General features: G+C 35.3%; 16 protein-coding genes. 10 read left to right on the top strand and 6 right to left on the bottom strand.

Annotated features, from left to right (window positions below; all coding sequences use genetic code 11):
- Positions 1–233: 233 nt before the first annotated feature.
- The gene (locus tag ACHRV5_RS03950) at positions 234–1,829 is read right to left on the bottom strand and encodes a T9SS type A sorting domain-containing protein (protein ID WP_395425864.1); all 1,596 of its coding nucleotides are present in this window, start codon (positions 1,827–1,829) and stop codon (positions 234–236) included.
- A 140-nt stretch (positions 1,830–1,969) separates the two neighbouring features.
- The gene (locus tag ACHRV5_RS03945; RefSeq protein ID WP_395425863.1) at positions 1,970–5,410 is read right to left on the bottom strand and encodes a methylmalonyl-CoA mutase family protein; all 3,441 of its coding nucleotides are present in this window, start codon (positions 5,408–5,410) and stop codon (positions 1,970–1,972) included.
- A gap of 291 nt (positions 5,411–5,701) precedes the next feature.
- Between ACHRV5_RS03945 and ACHRV5_RS03940 the strand changes: the two genes are divergently transcribed.
- The 5 genes from ACHRV5_RS03940 to purU all read left to right on the top strand — a co-directional run bounded on the left by ACHRV5_RS03940 (position 5,702) and on the right by purU (position 10,536).
- Positions 5,702–7,312 (top strand): murein L,D-transpeptidase, encoded by a 1,611-nt coding sequence (locus ACHRV5_RS03940; protein ID WP_395425862.1) that lies wholly within the window; start codon positions 5,702–5,704, stop codon positions 7,310–7,312.
- Between the two features lie 129 nt (positions 7,313–7,441).
- Complete coding sequence (locus tag ACHRV5_RS03935; protein WP_395425861.1) at positions 7,442–7,861, top strand: cytochrome c oxidase assembly factor Coa1 family protein; 420 nt, start codon at positions 7,442–7,444, stop codon at positions 7,859–7,861.
- A 25-nt stretch (positions 7,862–7,886) separates the two neighbouring features.
- On the top strand, positions 7,887–8,507 hold the full coding sequence (locus ACHRV5_RS03930) for a hypothetical protein (RefSeq protein ID WP_395425860.1): 621 nt from the start codon (positions 7,887–7,889) through the stop codon (positions 8,505–8,507).
- Between the two features lie 318 nt (positions 8,508–8,825).
- On the top strand, positions 8,826–9,545 hold the full coding sequence (locus tag ACHRV5_RS03925; RefSeq protein WP_047775635.1) for a DUF4197 domain-containing protein: 720 nt from the start codon (positions 8,826–8,828) through the stop codon (positions 9,543–9,545).
- A 136-nt stretch (positions 9,546–9,681) separates the two neighbouring features.
- Positions 9,682–10,536: a formyltetrahydrofolate deformylase gene (gene purU / locus ACHRV5_RS03920; protein ID WP_395425859.1), complete on the top strand. Its 855-nt coding sequence runs from the start codon at positions 9,682–9,684 to the stop codon at positions 10,534–10,536.
- A 174-nt stretch (positions 10,537–10,710) separates the two neighbouring features.
- Here the strand turns inward: purU and katG are convergent, their stop codons facing one another.
- The 4 genes from katG to ACHRV5_RS03900 form a co-directional block, all read right to left on the bottom strand.
- Positions 10,711–12,915 (bottom strand): catalase/peroxidase HPI, encoded by a 2,205-nt coding sequence (gene katG, locus ACHRV5_RS03915; protein ID WP_395425858.1) that lies wholly within the window; start codon positions 12,913–12,915, stop codon positions 10,711–10,713.
- Between the two features lie 625 nt (positions 12,916–13,540).
- A complete protein-coding gene (locus ACHRV5_RS03910) occupies positions 13,541–14,341 on the bottom strand; it encodes an ABC transporter substrate-binding protein (protein WP_395425857.1) in 801 nt (266 codons plus the stop codon).
- A gap of 179 nt (positions 14,342–14,520) precedes the next feature.
- Positions 14,521–15,339, bottom strand: coding sequence for an orotidine-5'-phosphate decarboxylase (gene pyrF / locus ACHRV5_RS03905; protein WP_047775788.1), 819 nt, complete (start codon positions 15,337–15,339; stop codon positions 14,521–14,523).
- A gap of 114 nt (positions 15,340–15,453) precedes the next feature.
- The gene (locus ACHRV5_RS03900) at positions 15,454–17,637 is read right to left on the bottom strand and encodes a DUF5723 family protein (protein WP_395425856.1); all 2,184 of its coding nucleotides are present in this window, start codon (positions 17,635–17,637) and stop codon (positions 15,454–15,456) included.
- A 159-nt stretch (positions 17,638–17,796) separates the two neighbouring features.
- On the opposite strand from ACHRV5_RS03900, the gene ACHRV5_RS03895 reads away from it, so the two are divergent.
- From ACHRV5_RS03895 to ACHRV5_RS03875, 5 genes are all read left to right on the top strand, one after another.
- Positions 17,797–18,270: a Dps family protein gene (locus tag ACHRV5_RS03895; RefSeq protein WP_047775629.1), complete on the top strand. Its 474-nt coding sequence runs from the start codon at positions 17,797–17,799 to the stop codon at positions 18,268–18,270.
- A gap of 106 nt (positions 18,271–18,376) precedes the next feature.
- Complete coding sequence (locus tag ACHRV5_RS03890) at positions 18,377–18,562, top strand: CsbD family protein (RefSeq protein WP_047775628.1); 186 nt, start codon at positions 18,377–18,379, stop codon at positions 18,560–18,562.
- A gap of 161 nt (positions 18,563–18,723) precedes the next feature.
- On the top strand, positions 18,724–19,275 hold the full coding sequence (locus ACHRV5_RS03885; RefSeq protein WP_047775626.1) for an AraC family transcriptional regulator: 552 nt from the start codon (positions 18,724–18,726) through the stop codon (positions 19,273–19,275).
- Positions 19,276–19,295: 20 nt separating this feature from the next.
- Positions 19,296–19,745 carry a response regulator gene (locus ACHRV5_RS03880; RefSeq protein WP_047775625.1) on the top strand — a complete coding sequence of 150 codons (450 nt, stop codon included), beginning with the start codon at positions 19,296–19,298 and terminating at the stop codon, positions 19,743–19,745.
- A 9-nt stretch (positions 19,746–19,754) separates the two neighbouring features.
- Positions 19,755–21,539 carry a CHASE3 domain-containing protein gene (locus tag ACHRV5_RS03875; RefSeq protein ID WP_395425855.1) on the top strand — a complete coding sequence of 595 codons (1,785 nt, stop codon included), beginning with the start codon at positions 19,755–19,757 and terminating at the stop codon, positions 21,537–21,539.
- Positions 21,540–21,584: the final 45 nt, after the last annotated feature.

The raw sequence follows: 21,584 nt of genomic DNA, 5'->3' as shown, positions 1-21,584 counted from the left end.
TCTCATATAGTTTTATGCGACTTATTTTAAGTAAAACGCCTTTTATAGGTTTTGTTAACTATGTTTCTATGTGTTAAAACAATTGCTCTCAACGGGTTGAAATAACTACATATTCCTTCTATACTGCCCTCCCACTTCAAACAACGCCGAAGTAATCTGACCTAAAGAACAAACTTTTGTAGCCTCCATTAAATGATCGAATTTTCGTTTTTTTATGAAAGCTTCATCTATTTCTAGTTTTTAATAATCTTTTTATTAATCAAAGTTCCATTCCTCTTTATTTGAGCGCTATAAATTCCTTTAGGTAACTTAGAAATATCAATTTGAGAAGAATTTGACAGGGTTTGAAGTAATCTCCCATTTAAGTCGAAAACACTTATATTTTCTATTTCATTACTATTCTCAACATTTAACTGCATGATATCAGATGATGGATTTGGGTAAAAACTAATTGAATGTTTTTTATCAAAATCAATTGTACTTAAATTATTAGCGTACTTCCAGAATTTAAAATTTTTAGAATAATATAAATTGTCCTTATAAACAAAAGGTTGCAGAATATTTTCTAAAGCACTAATATTTTGTACCGTTTGTGTACTAGAGTTGAAAATCCACCCTTTTCTGGCATCATTTTTATCTAGTCCTGAAAGAATAAAATATTCATTATTCTTTATTTTCATAATGGAACCAACCGCAACTTCATCAAAAAAATGAGGTGTTGTCAAATCTGTCGATGCAGCTAATTGTTTAATATTTGAAACAGTGTTATCAGTAAGATTTAACGATACTAATTCTGTACCTGCTGTTACATTTGATGTGGTAAAAACCAGAGAATTATCTATCTTGACTAAGTTTGATGCAAAAAAATAATCGTTGGTATTTTTTTCATAAACGGTAGCAATGGTTTTATCTAGTGTATTATATTTTAAAATTACTAAGTTATTACTAAAACCTGTGGCAGTAAAAAACATTAAATATAAGTCGTTATTTACCGCAATAATATCATCATATTGAACTAAATCACCCTGACTTCTTACCCTAGCAACATTTTTTGTATTTTCGAGAGTTCCATCAGTTTCAAACAAAAAATATCTGGTAGCAAAATACAATTTACCATTAGATTCAATAAATTGTGTTAGAATAGGAGTTCCCCCAGCTCCGTTATTAAAACCTGAACCATTACCATCATATTCCTCCGTTATCGGAAATGTACCCTCAGTAGTTCCATTGCTTCTCCATACTCTTGAATTATTAGTCCCAAATGGCTGAAATACAAATACAAAAGTGTTATTACAGCTTCCCTCAAAAGAAGGCCGATTCCAAATAGGTAGATTATCTTTTACTAAAACGGTCCCTATAGTTGTTCCATCTGTTTTCCAAACCTCTAATTTATCATCTTCTTTTTTCAACAAAAAATAAATTAGATTCCCGACTGTCGTTAATTTCGAAACTCTTCCATTAATAAAATTAGTTACTTTCTCTGTCCCATTTTCAGTACCGTCTGTTTTCCATATTTCACCTAATGAATTTTCATCTTTTGATAGAAAGTAAAGCTTATTATTTAAAACTGAAGAACTTTGCTTTAACACACCAACTAATCCATTACCAATACCAGGATTAATATCCTTTAGTAAATTAGTATTTGATGTCGTTCCATCACTCTGCCAAACTTCTTTACCTGTACTCTCTTGATTACCTCCAAAAAAAATCTGATCATTAAATTGTACAAATCCTCCTGGATGAGCTGAAGTAAAACTATAAATTTCTTGCTGTGCATGAGCTCCGATACACATAAAAGTTAAAAGTAGTAAGAGTAATTTTCTTTTCATTGATTTTTTGATTTTAAAAATTTGATTCTATAGTAACACTAAAAAATTAGTACGTAAATATATATTAATAATTGAAAAGCATAAAAAAATAGAGGGTTAATTAAGAAACTAACCCTCTATTTTTCTATACTCTTTAATAACTACATATTCCTTCTATACTGCCCTCCCACTTCAAACAATGCCGAAGTAATCTGACCTAAAGAACAAACTTTTGTAGCCTCCATTAAATGATCGAATAAGTTTTCGTTTTTAATGGCTGCTTCCTGTAGTTTACTTAAATGCTCGTTTACTTTTGCTTCGTGAAACTGGTGTAAATTATCCAGCATTGTGATTTGATATTGTTTCTCTTCTTCGGTGGCACGAATTACTTCTGCCGGAATAACGGTTGGTGAACCTTTTGAACTTAGGAAAGTGTTAACCCCCACAATTGGGAAATCTCCGTTGTGTTTTAAGGTTTCGTAATACAAACTTTCTTCCTGAATTTTAGAACGTTGGTACATAGTTTCCATAGCACCTAAAACGCCTCCACGTTCTGTAATACGGTCGAATTCCTGTAAAACGGCTGCTTCCACTAAATCGGTTAATTCCTCGATGATGAACGAACCTTGAATTGGGTTTTCGTTTTTCGCTAAACCTAATTCTTTATTGATAATCAGCTGAATCGCCATTGCACGACGAACAGATTCTTCTGTTGGCGTTGTAATCGCTTCATCGTACGCATTCGTATGCAACGAGTTACAGTTGTCGTAAATGGCATACAAAGCTTGCAATGTCGTACGGATATCATTGAAATCAATTTCCTGCGCGTGCAACGAACGTCCTGAAGTCTGAATGTGATATTTCAACATCTGCGCTCTTTCGTTTGCGCCGTATTTGTTTTTCATGGCTTTCGCCCAGATTTTACGCGCTACACGTCCGATTACAGCATATTCAGGATCAACTCCGTTAGAGAAGAAGAACGATAAATTTGGTCCAAAATCATTGATATTCATTCCACGGCTCAAATAATATTCCACGTAAGTGAAACCATTTGAAAGCGTAAAAGCCAATTGCGTAATTGGGTTGGCACCCGCTTCAGCAATATGATACCCCGAAATAGAAACCGAATAAAAGTTACGGACGTTTTTGGTAATAAAATATTCCTGAACGTCACCCATTAAACGCAAAGCAAATTCGGTAGAGAAAATACAGGTGTTTTGTGCCTGGTCTTCTTTTAAGATATCGGCCTGAACCGTTCCACGAACTTGTGACAGCGTTTTAACTTTGATTTCGTTGTATACTTCCAAAGGTAAAACCTGATCTCCGGTCACACCCAAAAGCATTAATCCTAAACCGTTATTTCCTTCCGGTAAATCGCCTTGGTATTTAGGACGCTCTACTCCTTTTCCTGCATATATTTTGTTGATTTTAGCTTCAACTTCTTTTTCTAAAGCATTGGCTTTGATATAATGTTCGCATTGCTGATCGATCGCCGCGTTCATAAAAAAGCCTAACAACATTGGCGCCGGTCCATTGATTGTCATACTTACCGAAGTCATCGCATGAACCAAATCGAAACCGGAATACAGTTTTTTAGCATCGTCTAAACAACAGATCGAAACTCCTGCATTACCAATTTTTCCGTAAATATCGGGACGCAAATCAGGGTCATTTCCATATAAAGTCACACTGTCAAAAGCAGTCGAAAGCCTTTTTGCAGGCAATCCCGCACTTACATAGTGAAAACGTTTGTTCGTTCTTTCCGGTCCACCCTCGCCCGCAAACATTCTTGACGGGTCTTCACCCTCACGTTTAAACGGATACAATCCTGAAGCAAAAGGAAATTCTCCCGGAACATTTTCCTGCAAACTCCAACGCAAAATATCACCCCATGCCTCATATTTAGGCAAAGCAATTTTTGGAATTTGAAGGTGTGATAAACTCTCTGTATGTGTTGCGATTTTGATTTCTTTATCACGAACTTTAAACGAGTAAACCGGATTTTTGTATTTGTTTACTTTCTCCTCCCAATTCAGGATAATTTCCCAATTGTACGGATCTAAATCCATTTTTACTTTATCAAACTGATTGAGTAAAAGATTTAAGAAAATACGGTTTTCGTCGTGTTCTGCAATTCCTGTTGGCAACACAGTACTATCGTCGATTCCCGCTTTATTGATTTGTGGAACTTTTCCTGAAACAGATTCCAGCGTCTTAAAAATTCCGTATAATTTTTGCGCTACTTTTTGTTGTGAAAGTGCCGATTCATCATAACTTCTGTTGCTTTCTGCAATTTCAGATAAATAACGGGTTCTGTGTGGTGGAATCACGAAAATTTTCTCACTCATTTCACGTGTGATTTCAAAAGTCGAATGCAACTCAGAAGCTGTTTTTTCGACAATTTTATCCATAATCGCTTTGTAAAGCGTGTTCATTCCCGGATCATTAAACTGAGAAGCAATGGTTCCGAAAACCGGCATATCATCCGGATTTTTATCCCAAAGATTATGATTGCGCTGGTATTGTTTTTTTACATCACGAATCGCATCAAGTGCACCTCTTTTGTCAAATTTGTTTAAGGCAACTAAATCTGCAAAATCAAGCATATCGATTTTCTCTAATTGTGTTGCAGCACCAAATTCAGGCGTCATCACATATAAAGAAACATCCGAATGGTCCATGATCTCGGTATCCGATTGTCCAATTCCGGAAGTTTCCAGAATAATCAAATCGTATTTTGCGGCTTTTAAAACCTGAATTGCTTCGGCTACATATTTAGACAATGCCAAATTAGACTGACGTGTCGCCAACGAACGCATATAAACACGAGGGTTATTAATGGCATTCATACGGATTCTGTCTCCTAAAAGGGCTCCTCCTGTTTTTCTTTTTGAAGGGTCAACCGATATTAATCCGATTGTTTTTTCAGGGAAATCAATTAGAAAACGACGTACTAATTCGTCAACCAAAGAGGACTTTCCTGCTCCACCCGTTCCCGTAATTCCTAAAACCGGAATCTTAGAATCGGCATTGTTTTGATGAATCTGATCAAAAACAGGTTTTGCAATTTCAGGGAAATTTTCTGCGGCAGAAATCAAACGTGCAATTGCGGTTGGATTTTTGCTTTCGATATGATCAATTTCTCCGTTTAATTTATCTCCAATCGGAAAATCTGCTTGTTGCACCAAATCATTAATCATTCCTTGTAATCCCAAAGAACGGCCATCATCCGGAGCATAGATTCTTGTAATTCCATATTCATGTAATTCTGAAATTTCACTTGGTAGAATTACACCTCCACCTCCACCAAAAATCTTAATATGTCCTGCTCCTTTTTCGTGAAGCAAATCATACATATATTTAAAATATTCATTGTGTCCACCTTGATAAGACGTCATTGCAATCGCATTGGCATCTTCCTGAATGGCGGTATTTACAACTTCTTCAACACTACGGTCGTGACCTAAATGAATCACCTCAACACCGGTTGACTGAATAATACGTCGCATAATATTGATCGCAGCGTCATGTCCGTCAAAAAGTGAAGCTGCAGTTACAATTCTTACTTTATTTTTAGGAATATATGGTATTTGTTGTTCCATTTTATGAATATGATAATTTTAGAGGAGCAATTTACAAATTATTTTAATATTTGATCACTTTGATAGCTTTATGTTAACAAAAAAAATCGTTTTTTTTTAATCGAGGGGTAACAATTTAAACTTTCTACGTATATAAGGTATATTAACCTACAGGACATGGTAATTTCGAAACATTTAAAAGGAATACAACAACTTGAAAAACAACATAATACATAATTTAGTAGTGTAGAAAAACCCCAAATTTTTACCACGACTTTTCAAACTTAAGTAGTAACGTAAAAATTTAATGCAATGAAAACAATATATCTCTTCACCATCATTCTATTCACTGGTTTAATAACTTCTTCCTTTGATTTGAAAAAAAATGACCCTACAGAAAATAAGAAATCACAGGATCTTCCTTCTGCCTTTTCAACTAATTCTGATCCTTTAGTAGATAATGAGGTACTAAATGACTTTTTTAAAAGATATACCGATTTAAAAAAATACCAAAACAAAGTGGTGGCCTTGTACAAAAACAGATCGTATGAATCGATTTGGTTTGAAGACAATAAAATCAATGAATTTGGTCAGTTGTTACACCAAAAATTAAAATCAACACATGAAGAAGGATTAGAAATTGAAATTCCTTACGAAAATGAAATTGATAAAATTTTCAACAAAAAAGTAAAAGAAAGACCTTCAAAATCTGATTCTGATCTGTTGTTAAGTGCTGCTTACATTATCTATATGAGTCAGGTTTATGAGGGACTAGACGCAGAAACGGTAAAAAAAACCGGTTGGCTTCTACCTAAAAAACAATTATCTTATGAAACTTTATTAGATTCTCTTATTGTAAATCCTGCTCTACTGGAGAAAAATGACGAACTGCTTTTTGATCAGTATTATAAATTACAAGGCGCTCTGGAAAAATACAGACAAATCGAAAAAGACGGTACATGGACACCAATCGTAACAGAAACTCCTTATAAAGATTTACGTCCTGATGCTGTTTCGAATACAATTGCTCAGGTGAGAACACGATTGATGGTTATGGGGGATTTAAAACAGGATTCTAAAAGTAATGTGTATGACAGAGAACTGATGGATGCTGTAATGAAATACAAATTAAGAAACGGTTTTAAACCTAACTACATTCTGGTCGAAGAACATATTAAAGACATGAACACGCCTATTGCCGATAAAATCAAAATATTGACGGTTAATATGGAACGTTGCCGTTGGATTTCTCCAAAATTGATCAAAGACAAAGAATACATCATGGTTAATGTTCCTTCTTTTGAATTGGTATATGTGAAAGACGGCAAGACAGCCTTAGCATCCCGCGTATTTGTGGGTTCAGCATTGACTAAAACATCAATCTTTAGTGGTAACATTGACCGAATTGTTTTCAGCCCGTATTGGACTGTACCACAAAGTATCGTTGACAACGAATTAAAATTAAAAATGGCCGCTGATAAAAATTATCTGGCCGATCATAATATGGAAATGGTAAATGGTCAGGTGAGACAAAAACCGGGTCCTGAAAACTCTCTTGGATTGGTGAAATTTATTTTCCCTAACCCTGAAGATATTTATATGCACGACACACCGGCAAAAACGTTATTCGATTTTGAAAAAAGAACCTTCAGCCATGGTTGTATTAATGTAAAAGAAGCAAAAAATCTAGCTATCGCGATGCTTAAAGACTATCCTGAATGGACTACCGACAGAATAAACAAGGCTATGGAAGGGAAAGAAGAGACTACCTTTAAATTAGCAAACAAAGTACCTATTTACATCTGTTATTTTACTTCATGGGTGAATGAATCCGGGGAAATAAGCTTCTTTAGAGATGTTTATGAGAAAGATGATGATCTGAATAAAATTATGTATCAGGAATCTGTAGCATTTAACAACTAATATTTAAATTCAAAACTAACTGATTTTTAAATTTTTTAAACGGGGTAATTTTAAGTTTGTTTAAAATTTTGGAAGAAAAAGAATATCTTTCAAGTGTTAAACTTAAATTTAAAATTACCCTATTTTATTATGGAAGAAAATTACAATGAAGTTAAAAAAAATTGGTGGGACAGAAACTGGAAATGGTTTGTACCAACCGGATGTTTAAGCCTTATCGTGCTTTTTGGTTTGTTTATTGCCGGTATTTTTTTCGGAGTTACTTCAATGATGGAAGAATCAGAGGCTTATAAAAATGCAATGAATCAGGTTCGCCATAATGAAGTAGTAATTCAAAAATTAGGAAAACCTATCGAAATGGACGGGCTAACTTCCGGCAGCATTCAAATAAATGGCAATTCTGAAAATTGTGATTTAGAAATTCCGATAAAAGGTCCAAAAGGTACGGGTACTTTGTTTGTAATTGCCCAAAAAAGAGGAACTTGGGAATACCGTGAAATGGCTGTTTATATTAAAGCTACAGACGAAAAAATCGATTTACTAAAGAAATAAAACTCAAATTTAAAACTCTTTACTAATGAACCTACGTGTCGTTTTCTCCCTGCTTCTTCTAATTTTAAGTCTTTCTGTTTTTTCTCAAACCAAAAATAAAAGTACTTCAGCCACCAATAAAGAAGCGACCAATCCAACCTCGCAAGAAGATTATGTAACAGTATTGTGGCTGGACAAAAACCGCAACCTTCAACTCAATGATGACTTTATCAAAACAATAACAAACCAACAGCGTGCAGCATTAGGCTATATTGCAACTTCTATTGGTAACGAATGTTCTTGGGACGGGGATGAAAAACCGGACAAAAGTAATCTAAAATGTAAATTTCTATGGGCTCTTAATCTGGGTTACCAATGTTCTGAGACGCATTTGTCTTATTTAAGAAAATGGTTTAAAGAAGATGCAGCTGTTTTGCAAAACCTACAATATTGCAGTAAAACGGAATCTTCAGAAAAAACTCAAGATTTCTTTATTGTATTAAAAATGGCTACTCTAAACAATACGATAAGAATTATTTATACTGCGGCAGGCTTTGACGAAAAAACACCTCAAAAATGGAGCTGGACGGAAGAATCTACCTATTCTTTTACAAAAAATGGAATTAAACAAATACACCGAAGAAATATCAATGGTGGTTTTAACTAAAATTATTTAAGAAAATAAACTTTTTTTTTCGATAAAACACCTGTAATCATTTTGCTTTACAATAGAGTCGAAAGATTTTTCCTATGATAACTCCCAATCCTGAATTGGCATAAAAACACATTCTCAAAAAAACTAAAACGTATAATATAGCCCCGATAGCAGTGAAAATCCTTTTGTGTCGGAGTTCGACACAAAAGATTGCAACGGATAGCGGGACTAGTGTTAATTCTAAAACAAATTGTTTCTGCTCCTGCAATAAAATTGTGGCTTTATTTTTGAATAAGTAGTATTTTTGAAACTTATAAAAAATAAAATTTAATGAAAAAAATTATCCTTTTAATGTTCGTCTTTTCTCTTAGTTCTAATGCCCAAGTGAAAGACATTCTAAATAAACTTCCAAAATCATCTTCAAAAGTTCTAGGGGTTGGCGGTATTGATATCGCTTCCGGGTTAAAAGAAGCACTAAACAAAGGAATTACAGAACAGGTAAGTAAATTAACAGCTGTTGATGGTTTTTATAAAAATGAAGCGGTAAAAATTTTAATGCCCGAAGAACTTCAAAAAGTAGATGCTACTTTACGCAGATTCGGTTTGGGTTCTCTTGCTGATGAAGGTGTTAAAGTATTGAATCGTGCTGCAGAAGATGCAGTTAAAGAAGCGACTCCGATATTTGTTTCCGCAGTAAAAAACATATCGATTACAGATGCTAAAAATATACTGCTTGGAAACGAAAGTGCCGCTACAACCTATCTTCAGGGAAGTACCACAAAAGACTTATACGGAAAATTTAATCCGGTGGTTAAAAGTTCATTCGAAAAGGTAGGTGCCGATTCTATCTGGACAAAAATCATTACTAAATACAACAAACTACCTTTAGTTAAAAAAGTAAATCCTGACTTAACTGATTATACAACGAATCAGGCTTTAGCCGGTGTTTTTAAAATGATTGCCGTAGAAGAAAAAGAGATCCGCGAAAATATCAAATCAAGAACAAGTCCTCTGTTACAAAAAGTTTTTGCGATGCAGGATGCTAAATAATTACTTTTAATCGCAAGGCTCTAAGTTGCTGAGTGACTAAGAGCCTAAGATTTTAATTGTTTGAGCGCATAGTATAAACCTTTACAGACTTTATATTTAAATCTAAAACCAAAAAACTATAAACAACCCGGAAAAAATGCAAAAAATAACCATTCTGATTCACTGCAAAGACCAAAAAGGAATTATCGCCGCAGTAACTACTTTTATCGCAAAAGTAGATGGAAATATTATCTATATTGATCAACATGTTGACGTGGAGCAAAATGTTTTTTTTATGCGTCTGGAGTGTGAATTTACCAATCCCAGCAGTAGTATTGAAGTCATAAAAAATGAATTCAGTCAAACGATTGCCACCGATTTTCAAATGTCGTGGGATTTGTACAATCAGGAACAAAAGCCCAGAATGGCACTCTTTGTTTCAAAGTACGATCATTGCTTGTTTGATATTTTGGGTCGTTACAGTGCAGATGAATTGAATGTTGAAATTCCCGTAATTATAAGTAATCATAATGATCTGCGATCGATAGCAGAGCGTTTTGATATTCCGTTTCATTGTGTTCCTTTCACAAAAGACAATAAGGAAGAAGGGGAAGCAAAACAAATCGAACTGTTAAACAAATATCAGATCAATTTTATTGTTTTAGCGCGTTATATGCAGATTATCACGCCTAAGCTGATTTCGCTTTATGAAAATAAAATAATCAATATCCATCATTCGTTTTTACCTGCTTTTCCGGGTGCAAAACCGTATCATTCGGCTTTTAAACGTGGTGTAAAAATTATTGGAGCAACAAGTCATTATGTAACAGAGGAGTTGGACGAGGGTCCAATTATAGAGCAGGATATTGCACCGGTATCACATATTCATTCCGTTGAAGATTTTATAATGAAAGGACGTGATCTGGAACGAATTGTTCTGGCCCGTGCGATTAAACTTCATGCAGAAAGAAAGACAATGGTTTATAGTAATAAGACAGTGGTTTTTTCTTGAAAAAGGTACTGAGGGTCTGAGTTGCTGAGGCTCTAAGTTTTCTCTCTGAACCTTTAAAATAACAAACCCGACAGGTTTTTGAAACCTGTCGGGTTTTATTTTAAATCAACTCTGAGTCTTTCCAACTAAGCTTAGAAACTCAGAAACTTAGTAACTCAGAACCTCCCAAAAAAACTAAACCAAATCAAATCGATCTAAATTCATCACTTTGGTCCAGGCGGCTACAAAGTCTTTTGCAAATTTTTCTTTCGAGTCGTTTGAACCATAAATTTCAGCTACGGCGCGAAGTTCTGAATTAGAACCAAAGATAAGATCGGCTCGGGATGCAGTCCATTTGGTTTCTCCGGTTGCACGATTACGTCCTTCGAATGTTTCTCCGGTTTCGTCTGTTGCTTTCCATGTTGTCGTTAGATCTAATAAATTAACAAAGAAATCATTGCTTAGTGTCTCTGTATTTTTTGTAAAAACACCTTTTTTAGCCCCGTCATAATTAGCATCTAAAACTCTAAGTCCACCAATCAAAACGGTCATTTCTGGAGCAGTCAGAGTCAATAATTGCGCTCTGTCCAGTAATAGTTCTTCTGTAATCGAATTATTATTGGCATTTTTATAGTTTCGGAATCCGTCTGCTTTGGGCTCTAATGCATTAAAGGAATGTACATCCGTTTGCTCTAAAGTAGCATCTCCTCTACCCGGTGCAAATGGAACTTCGAAATTAAAACCGGCGTTACCAACCGCTTTTTCAACTGCAGCAGAACCTCCCAATACAATTAAGTCCGCTAAAGAAACCGATTTTCCTGAATTTTCAAATTCATTTTGTATCCCTTCTAAAACAGTCAATACCTTTTTTAATTGATTTGGATTGTTGACTTCCCAATTAATTTGAGGCTCAAAACGGATACGTGCACCATTAGCACCTCCACGTTTATCCGAACCACGGAATGTAGAAGCAGAAGCCCAAGCAGTAGAAACTAATTGCGCTATTGAAAGTCCGCTTGAAAGGATTTTATCTTTTAATACAGCTATATCATTTTGATTCAATTCACTTTTAGCCGCCGGAATCGGATCTTGCCAAATTAGTATTTCACTAGGAACTTCAGGCCCTAAATAGCGAGCAATTGGCCCCATATCTCTATGCGTCAGCTTATACCATGCTCTGGCAAACGCATCCGCAAATTTGTCAAAATTTTCAAAGTAATCTCTTGAAATAGGCTCATAAACAGGATCCAATTTTAAGGCCATATCAGCCGTTGTCATCATTGGAGCGTGACGTTTGTTCGGATCGTGTGCATCTTCTACTGTAGTGGCAGCACTTTCATCAGAAGGTTTCCATTGGTGTGCTCCGGCAGGGCTTTTTGTTAATATCCAATCGTATTTGAATAATGTCTCGAAATAACCATTATCCCAAGTAGTAGGATTTGGTTTCCAGGCACCTTCTATACCACTTGTAATGGCATCACCTGCAATACCGGTACCGTACGTACTTTTCCAGCCCTGTCCCATTTCTTCAATACTCGCACCTTCGGGAGCTGCTCCAACTAAAGCAGCATCTCCTGCACCATGCGCTTTTCCGAAAGTATGACCACCGGCAACTAGTGCTACAGTTTCTGCGTCATCCATCGCCATACGAGCAAATGTTTCTCTGATATCTCTTCCTGAACCAAGTGGATCCGGATTACCGTCCGGGCCTTCAGGGTTTACATATATTAATCCCATTTGTACGGCAGCAAGTGGGTTCTCCAAATTTCGATCACCAGTATACCTGCTATTCGCTTTATCACTGGTAGCTAACCATTCTACTTCTGAACCCCAGTTTACATCTTTCTCAGATTCCCAAATATCTTCTCTTCCTCCTGCAAATCCAAAGGTTTTAAATCCCATGGATTCCAAAGCACAGTTTCCTGTCAAAATCATCAAATCTGCCCAGGAGATTTTATTGCCATATTTTTGTTTAATTGGCCAAAGTAAAAAACGTGCTTTATCTAAATTACCATTATCCGGCCAGCTATTTAGCGGAGCAAATCGTTGATTACCCGAACTTGCACCACCACGACCGTCTGATATACGATATGTCCCTGCACTATGCCACGCCATACGAATAAACAAAGGCCCGTAATGACCATAATCTGCAGGCCACCAGTCTTGGGAGTTTGTCATTAGATCATAAATATCCTTTTTGATTTCACTTAGATCTAAACTTTTAAACGCAGCCGCATAGTCAAAATCCTCTCCTAATGGATTTGACAAATTAGAATGCTGACGTAATATATCAACGTTTAAGCGATTTGGCCACCAATCTTTATTAGATGTTCCTGACCCGGCCGTTTCTTTCACTTGTCCATTATGAAAAGGACATTTACTTTGATTTGATTCACTCATTTTGTTTGTTTTTTTTTGAGACAGCTGCCTGTTTTTTTGTGAAATGGTAATTTTTTCACAAAACCACATTACACTGATATTTAACGTTTTATCAAATATACAAACAAAAGCTTTCGATATTCATAAACAAAATTGATTGTTATTATATTTTAATAACCAAAAGTTATTTAACGCTACAGAAAGCTCAGAACAGTGTATTAAAAAATCTTAACTTATGTTCAACAAAGTAATAACAAAACCTTAACAGCAAACGATTCATATATGTCTGATCTTTGTAATGTAATAAACTGGTTATTTATTATTTTGGTTTTGGTTAGTTAAATGATGCCGGCGTCTTCGAGATGCCGGCATTCTTTTTTTGGTAGAAGTTTGAAATGTTTCAGGTTTGAAATGTTTCAAGTTTGAATTGTTTCAGGTTTGAATTGTTTCAGGTTTCAGGTTGCTTGACTTTGCTTATTTAACCGCAAAGTACGCGAGGAGTTACGCAAAGGCCGCAAAGTATTTATTAAAATCTTTGCGGCCTTTGCGTGAAAAACTTAGCGATCCTTGCGGTTAAACTTTAAACCTGAAACTTCAAACTTGAAACTTGAAACTTGAAACTTGAAACTTTTAAGCTTCAAACAGATTAATTCTTCAACCGTTCATGAAGTAACTTAAAGTATGGAAAGGCCTTTAATAATCTACTACCATGCCACGAAAACATCTCACCGTCAACAAAAACAGTTTTGGCGTGATGGGTAAAACGTCCTATTTCGAAAGCATCTTCTTCTTTGAAAGGATAAGGTTCTGAGGAAAGAAAAACCAAATCGGGATCGCCTTCCAAACGCATTTTTTTGAGTTCGACTTCAGGATAACGTCCTTTGTCTTCGTAGATATTCTGAAAATGATTCAGTTTCAGTAATTCGTTTATATAGGTATCTTTTCCGGCCACCATGTGAGGATTCTTCCAAATAAAATAAGCCACTTTTTTTACCGGGATGTCCTCAATGTATTTTCTGAAATCGCTCAAGGCGAAAGCCAGTTTGTTATTCCATTTTTGAGCTTCGGTTCGACAATTAAAAATTTGACCGAAATCTGAAATCATCTGAAAATTGTCTTCCAAAGTAACAATATTCGTTACCCAAACCGGACAAATCTCACTTAATTGTGCTACAATTTCCGCTGTATTTTCTTCTTTATTACAAATGATAATATCGGGTTGTAATAGTTTTATTTTCTCGAAATGAATCTTCTTTGTTCCGCCAACTACTTTTTTGGTCGCTTTTAAATGATACGGATGTACACAAAACTTGGTTATCCCTATGATTTTTTCTTCTAAACCTAAATCATATAATAATTCGGTTTGAGAAGGTACCAACGAAATAATACGTTTTGGAGCCGTTTCAAAGGTGTGTAAAGTTCCTAGCTGGTCGGGGAATTGTTTCAAAGGGGAGAGATTTGTTTTTTTTGTTTCAGGTTTCAGGTTTTCTTAACCGCAAAGGGCGCAAGGGGCTACGCAAGGTTCGCAAAGGTTTTTTTATTGCGATCTTTGCTTAAAACTTTGCGAACCTTGCGGTTAAACTCACAAAGCCGATCCTACTGAGACCGAAAACCGAGACTGCAAACTTATTTATTATTAATAATCGATTCCATTTCCTGCTGTACCTTCAAAGCTTCTTCTCTTGCTTTCTCTGCAAAATCAGTTCCTTTTGAGGCGTAGATAATGGCTCTGGCAGAATTTACCAACAGACCGATTTTATCATTCATTCCGTATTTACATACTTCAGATAAACTACCGCCTTGCGCACCAATTCCGGGAACTAACAAGAAACTATCCGGAACAATTTTTCTAATGTCTGCAAAGTATTCTGCTTTTGTAGCGCCCACCACGTACATTAGGTTTTCGCTATTTTTCCATGTTTTAGACGTTTCCAAAACTTGTTTGTACAACTCTTTTCCATTTGTAGTTAACGTTTGAAAGTCGAAAGCACCTTCATTTGATGTCAAGGCTAACATAATAGTATGTTTATTTTCAAAAGCCAAAAAGGGTTCAACAGAATCTTTTCCCATATACGGTGCAACGGTCACACTGTCAAAATTTAAATCTTCGAAAAAAGCTTTGGCGTACATGCTTGATGTATTTCCGATATCACCGCGTTTTGCATCGGCAATGGTAAAAATATCCGGATAATTAGCATTGATATAATTGATCGTTTTCTGAAGCGAAAGCCATCCTTTGATTCCATACGCTTCAAAGAAAGCCGTATTGGGCTTATACCCTACCGTTAAATCGTGTGTTGCATCGATTATGGCTTTATTGAATTCGAAAATAGGATCTTCAGTTTCTAATAAATGAGGTGGAATCTTCGTTAAATCAGGATCTAATCCAACGCATAAAAATGATTTTTTCTGAAGAATTTGTTCGTGTAGTTGTTGTGTTGTCATTCTTGTTTTTTTAATCCTTCCAATTCGCAAGAAATAATTCTTTTTTAGAAGTATGCAAAAATAAAAAAAGCCACTCAATTAAGAATGGCTTTTTGGTATTATATTCAATTCAGCTTATAAATTGCCTAAATAAACAATTTCTGTTCTTCTGTTTTCAGCTCTTCCTACTGCTGTTTTATTTGATTTTACCGGTTTTGAAGATCCAAATCCCTGAGAAGTCAAATTAGCAGGATTTACTCCTTTACTAATTAAAAGATCCATAATTGCTTTGGCTCTGGCTTCCGATAATTTTTGATTGGCTTTAGCATTACCAACATTATCCGTGTGACCGTTAATCGCAAATTTAGCATTTGGATAATTTTTCAGGATTTCTTTAATCGCGTCTAATCTTCCTGATGTTTCTCCTTTTCTGGCATCATTCAACGTTGCTTTACCTGTTGTAAAAAAGATCGATTTTGCTTCTACTTTTAATTGCTCTAATGTCGCTTTAGAAACTTCCGGGCAACCTTTATTTTCTTTTGGTCCCGCAATCAATGGGCAATTATCTTCATTATCCGGAATACCGTCTTTATCTGCATCTAAAACCGGACAGCCTTTGTTTTCAACCAAACCAGGAACATCAACACAAGCATCATCTTTATCTAAAACGCCGTCTTTATCTGTATCTGGCCAAGGACATCCTTTGTTCTCTACAGGACCTGCCACTTTTGGACAAGCATCAACATTGTCTAATAAAGTATCGCCATCTGAATCTTTCCATGGACAACCTTTGTTTTCGATTGGACCTTTCACATCCGGACAAGCATCATCTTTATCAAAAACGTTATCACCATCTGTATCCGGCCAAGGGCAACCATTATTTTCTGCCGGTCCTGCTACTTTTCTACAAGCATCTTCTTTATCGATAACACCGTCTTCGTCTGTATCTTTAAATTTCTTTTGGTAAACCGGAATCTTCATACCCAAATGAAAATCGGCTCCTTTTGATTCTTTAGAAACTAAATTAGTCAACACAGATCCTGAACCAATAAAGAAAGCACCCACTCGAATTCCGGAACCAACCTGCATTCCGCTGTATTCCATCCAAGTCATCGGCATATAAAAACTAAACCATCTGCTTTCGTAACGAGGAGTTAAGCTTACTCGGTCCGCGATTCCGTAACCGTTTAGTTTATTAGCCGAAACCATATTGATATCTCCGTTCAAATTCAAATAGAATTTTCTGTACATATTCCAATCCACATCAGCATGAAGTGCAGTTGGCAAATTTGTTTTTGCTCCTTTTGAAGTTGATGTTTTCGTATAATGTTCGTTTAGAAAATCGTATAAATTACTCATATCATCGATCATCTTTTCTGTCACAACACCAGTCACATTATACGTATCCTGTTTTGCATTTCTGTAATCTATAGATCCAATATCTGTAACAGACAATCCAAAGCGAAGTTTGTATTTATTTAAATCTCTGAAATTATTGTCTGCCGGTTTTGCATTACTTAAATCATATTGCTCATAATCCGGTCTCCATTCGTAGACAAGTCCAAAATCAAAACCGAATCCTCTTGAACCGGAATCAAATTTGTAATCGTCATTGGCTTCAAAATCCTGACTTGCACCAATCGTAATTTCTCCTGTAGATGCCAGAACACCCGCCTGAGGATTCGTTGTATTTTCAACATAGGCTACTTTTACATCTTTTCCTTGTACATAACCGTTTACACCACCTTGCAAATACTTAGCTGTTAAACCTCCTTTTAAGAAATGTTGGTTCTTTTGGTATAAAACTGCTGCATACGAAATTCCTAATTCAGCCCATGAGTTTGAAGCTGCATTTACATTCCCGGCATCGAAGTTAAAATTGCCTGACATGTCCAATCCGTCCTTAACCTGATCTACAAGGTATCCGTTAATATTTCTAACATTAGATACTGATCTGGCTCTTGTAAAAACAGCCAAAGTATGCTTCGGAGCGATATTAAACATAAAAGATGGCCCCATAATATCAAAATTGGCAAGACCACTATTTGAGCCAGAAGGCGTCATTTTTGCTTGTTTATCAAAATCATAACCATCCTTGTAAACATCAAAAAGACGTACGCCGTACAAATCGTTTTGTACCGATCCGCTCACTGAGAATATATTGATATCGGTTTTAAAACGAGAATCAGCTATAGAAGCCGGGTTAAAAAGTACACTTTGTACACCAGCATAATTATCATGAAAATAACCGGAATAAGATTGGGCTTTGACTGTAAAAGAGGCGCTGAAAGTTAATAGAATAAGTATTTGTTTTTTCATTCAAATCGGGGTTTAAGTTAATTCGGCGGCAAAACTACAATAAAGGATTCATTCGGAGGTTACCAAAACATTGAATTCCTGTAACATCTTTGTCAAATTCTATAAAAAATAAAACAGCTCTTTATGTTAAATTTGGAATGAACCGAAAATCAAGCGATTATGATTCCAAATATTGGTATTACCACAAAAAATTTAAAGAAAAGCACGAATATATTAGCCACAATTTTATCTAATGAAATGACATTATATGTAAAAACCAGGAAATTTCACTGGAATATTTCAGGAAACAGCTTCATGGAATTGCATAAATTGTTTGAAGAACAGTATCGAATTTTAGAAAACAACATCGATGAAGTGGCAGAACGCATTAGTCAATTGGGTGAAAAAACAATTGGAACGATGCACGAATTTATCGAAAATTCAACCTTAAAAGAATCTCCTAAAGTATATGCTTCACAGAAACATATGTTACAGGAATTACTCGATAATCACGAACAACTGGTGACCGAATTCAGAGCTTTTATTCCGACTTTCGAAAATGACAATCACGATGTGGGCTCTGCCGATTTTATTACAGGATTATTACAACAACACGAAAAAATGGCCTGGATTCTTCGTCGTTATCAGGTTTAAAATACCATAACTGTGAATAATGTAACATTCCTAAAAATCGATGTAAGAGATAAACGATGATTAATTTGCAATTTTACAATACTATTAATCATTAAAGAAAACTATTATGAATACTACAGAAATAAAAGGAAACTGGAATGAGCTAAAAGGGAAACTGAAACAAAAATTTGCCGAACTGACAGATGATGACTTAATGTATGCTGAGGGAAAAGAAGAAGAAATGTATGGAAAACTTCAGCAAAAATTAGGCAAAACGAAGGAGGAATTTAAGCAAATGTTATCTGATTTATAAACCTTTTTTGGCCCAGAGAGAATACCGTCTGAATTTTAAACTTAGACGGTATTTTTTTCGTTACGACAAACCATAAATTTTCAAGCCCAAAATCTTAATTAAATCTATAAGCCAACAGTAAGCATGAAAAAAATAATTATCTTTAACCCTATTTTAATCCTATGAAACTATTTATAAAGTTCGATATCAATGCGATTTGTTCCCTTTTTTTACAAGAAAAGCTGGACGAACAAAATATAGACTTTAGCACCCTGGGTTTTGGTGAAATTGAACTTACTAAAATGCTTGATGCAGAAGGACTTGAAAACTTAAAAAATTCACTAAGTCCATATGGGTTTGAAGTTGTTGAGAATCAAAAAAGTGTCTTGGTTCAGAAAATCAAAGATGCAATTATTGAACTGGTTTATGTAGATGACAATAACAACCTGAAAAGTTCTGTTTTTTTGGCGGAGAAATTAAATCATAGTTACGGGTATTTATCGAATGTTTTTTCGGAAGTAACCTATTCTTCGATTGAAAATTTCATCATTATACAAAAAATAGAAAGAGCCAAACAGTTGATGTTAGTCAATGAGATGAGTCTGACCGAAATTGCTTTTTTATTGAATTATTCGAGTGTTGCCCATTTGAGTACACAATTTAAAAACACTACCGGAATTACGCCATCGGCTTTTCAGAGGATTATAAAAAAGAGACGAGAAAATTTACAATAAATACAAATACCATAAAATAGATGCAAAAAAACGCATTACACATTTTACTCGCTGATGACGATGAAGATGACAGACTTTTTTTTAAGGATGCCTTTGAAGAAGTAAGAGTTCAAACCGATGTAACCTTCGTTCATGATGGTCTTCAATTGATGGAACATTTGAAAACGCCGGACATCAAAATACCTGATATTTTATTTCTGGATTTAAATATGCCGAAAAAAACGGGTAAAGAATGTTTGAAGGAAATCAAAAAAACCGAGCATCTTAAAAACATCATTATCGCTATATATTCTACTTCGTCTTCAGAAGAAGACATCGAAGATACCTTTATTGAAGGGGCTAATATTTACATCAAAAAACCAAGTGATTTTAGTACACTGAAAAAAATTATTAATGAAGTCGTTACTTTAAATTGGCACTACCACACGTCTGGTCTTAACCGTGATAATTTTTTGTTACGCCTAAAATAATAACATTCCATGAAATGGCTACCCAAGTTTAATTCTTCAAACTCATTGAGAGTTATTTTTGTAATTGCAGTTTTCATTCTGTTATTTCTTTCCTCTATTGCATACAAACACAACCAGGATCTAAACGAATCCAGTAAGTTGGTTATGCATACGTATGAAATAAACATTCAGCTGGAGCGGTTAATGTCGGCTATAAAAGATGCCGAAACCGGACAGCGCGGTTACATCATAACGCGCAATAATCGCTTCCTGAGCCCCTATCTTTATTCCCGGGACAAGGTAAATACTTCCTTTATTACCTTAAAAAAACTCACTGCGGATAATGCGAGGCAACAACAAAACCTTCGAAAACTATTTAAATTAATTATTCAGCGTTTTACCTCGTTTGAAAATTGTTTTAAATACAGTGATCCAAAAACATACGACAAAAGAAGACTCGACAATTATATGTTCGGAGGCCGAATTCTAATGGAGAACATTCGCTTTCAGGTAGACAAAATGAATGATATCGAAAAAGAGTATCTCCAAAAACGTTTGAAAATTTACGATGAGGAAATTTCTTTGGGGCCTGTTTTTTCGATCTCTTTATTCCTGACCGCTTTAACCTTCATCATACTGGCTTACAGACAAATCAGCCGGGACATTCATCGTTTGATGGTCTACAATAAAAAACTCCTGATCTCGTCCCGTTTAATGGCAGAGTCTGAAATAACAGGTAAATTTAGCACCTGGCAATGGGACTTAGACACTCAAAAAATTGATTATTCCGACAATCAATATCGTTTACTGGGCGTTAAACCCAATTCATTTGTTCCCGAAAAAGAGACCTTTTTAGAATATGTCCATCCTGATGACAGAGACGCTATTGCAAATTCTATGGACGGTATTTTGAACAAAAAACAATTGCCGTTTATCTATTATAAAGTTTTACGTGCCGATCATGAAATCAGACATTTTAAATCGACAGGAAAATTACTGACGGATCAACAGGGTGGTAAAATTTTACTCGGAATTAATTTTGACATCACAGACGAGCATTTGCTGAATATAGAACTGCAAGAGCGAAATGACGAATTGGAAAAAAGCAACAAAGAACTGGCTTCTTTTAACCATGTAGCCAGTCACGATTTACAGGAACCGCTTCGAAAAATTCAAACGTTTATATCAAGAGTTTCAGATGCCGATAAAGCTGTTTTATCCGACAGCGCTAAAGAATACCTCAATAAAATTGAAGCCTCAGCCAAGAGAATGCGCGTTTTAATTGATGACTTACTATTGTTTTCAAGAACCAATACCACCAAAAAAGAGTTCATTAAAACCAATCTGAATGATATTTTCGAAAATGCCAAATCGGAACTAACAGAAGTTATTGACGAGAAAAAGGCAACTATAACCGTTTCTAAATTACCTAAGCTATCTGTAATTCCTTACCAGATCGAACAGCTTTTTATTAATTTAATTGGAAATTCACTAAAATACAACCGTCCGGGTATTGCGCCTGAAATTCAGGTTGAAAGTGAAAAAGTAAACTCAGCCGACTATCATAATTTGTTAGATCAGAACGTAAAAAAGTACCACAAAATCACTTTTAAGGATAACGGAATGGGATTTGACCCGCAGTTTAAAGAAACTATTTTTGTGCTCTTTCAACGTTTACACTCCAAAACAGACTATCCCGGAACCGGAATTGGCTTAGCCATCTGTAAGAAAATAGCCGACAACCATAAAGGTTATATTATAGCCGACAGTACTCCCGACGAGGGTTCTTTATTTACTGTTTTTCTACCGGATTAAAACTCAAAAAACCGACCTATGAGACGTTATATAAGCCCATTATGG

It is taken from the genome of Flavobacterium sp. FlaQc-52 (assembly GCF_044007495.1).
Taxonomy (GTDB): Bacteria; Bacteroidota; Bacteroidia; order Flavobacteriales; family Flavobacteriaceae; genus Flavobacterium; species Flavobacterium cupriresistens.
This window is presented reverse-complemented; position numbering and strand designations above follow the sequence as displayed.

What these genes read in the sequence shown, in the direction of transcription:
- ACHRV5_RS03950 (WP_395425864.1), bottom strand. Translation starts at nt 1,829, where the DNA reads ATGAAAAGAAAATTACTCTTACTACTTTTAACTTTTATGTGTATCGGA.
- ACHRV5_RS03945 (WP_395425863.1), bottom strand. Translation starts at nt 5,410, where the DNA reads ATGGAACAACAAATACCATATATTCCTAAAAATAAAGTAAGAATTGTA.
- ACHRV5_RS03940 (WP_395425862.1), top strand. Translation starts at nt 5,702, where the DNA reads ATGAAAACAATATATCTCTTCACCATCATTCTATTCACTGGTTTAATA.
- ACHRV5_RS03935 (WP_395425861.1), top strand. Translation starts at nt 7,442, where the DNA reads ATGGAAGAAAATTACAATGAAGTTAAAAAAAATTGGTGGGACAGAAAC.
- ACHRV5_RS03930 (WP_395425860.1), top strand. Translation starts at nt 7,887, where the DNA reads ATGAACCTACGTGTCGTTTTCTCCCTGCTTCTTCTAATTTTAAGTCTT.
- ACHRV5_RS03925 (WP_047775635.1), top strand. Translation starts at nt 8,826, where the DNA reads ATGAAAAAAATTATCCTTTTAATGTTCGTCTTTTCTCTTAGTTCTAAT.
- purU (WP_395425859.1), top strand. Translation starts at nt 9,682, where the DNA reads ATGCAAAAAATAACCATTCTGATTCACTGCAAAGACCAAAAAGGAATT.
- katG (WP_395425858.1), bottom strand. Translation starts at nt 12,915, where the DNA reads ATGAGTGAATCAAATCAAAGTAAATGTCCTTTTCATAATGGACAAGTG.
- pyrF (WP_047775788.1), bottom strand. Translation starts at nt 15,339, where the DNA reads ATGACAACACAACAACTACACGAACAAATTCTTCAGAAAAAATCATTT.
- ACHRV5_RS03900 (WP_395425856.1), bottom strand. Translation starts at nt 17,637, where the DNA reads ATGAAAAAACAAATACTTATTCTATTAACTTTCAGCGCCTCTTTTACA.
- ACHRV5_RS03895 (WP_047775629.1), top strand. Translation starts at nt 17,797, where the DNA reads ATGATTCCAAATATTGGTATTACCACAAAAAATTTAAAGAAAAGCACG.
- ACHRV5_RS03890 (WP_047775628.1), top strand. Translation starts at nt 18,377, where the DNA reads ATGAATACTACAGAAATAAAAGGAAACTGGAATGAGCTAAAAGGGAAA.
- ACHRV5_RS03885 (WP_047775626.1), top strand. Translation starts at nt 18,724, where the DNA reads ATGAAACTATTTATAAAGTTCGATATCAATGCGATTTGTTCCCTTTTT.
- ACHRV5_RS03880 (WP_047775625.1), top strand. Translation starts at nt 19,296, where the DNA reads ATGCAAAAAAACGCATTACACATTTTACTCGCTGATGACGATGAAGAT.
- ACHRV5_RS03875 (WP_395425855.1), top strand. Translation starts at nt 19,755, where the DNA reads ATGAAATGGCTACCCAAGTTTAATTCTTCAAACTCATTGAGAGTTATT.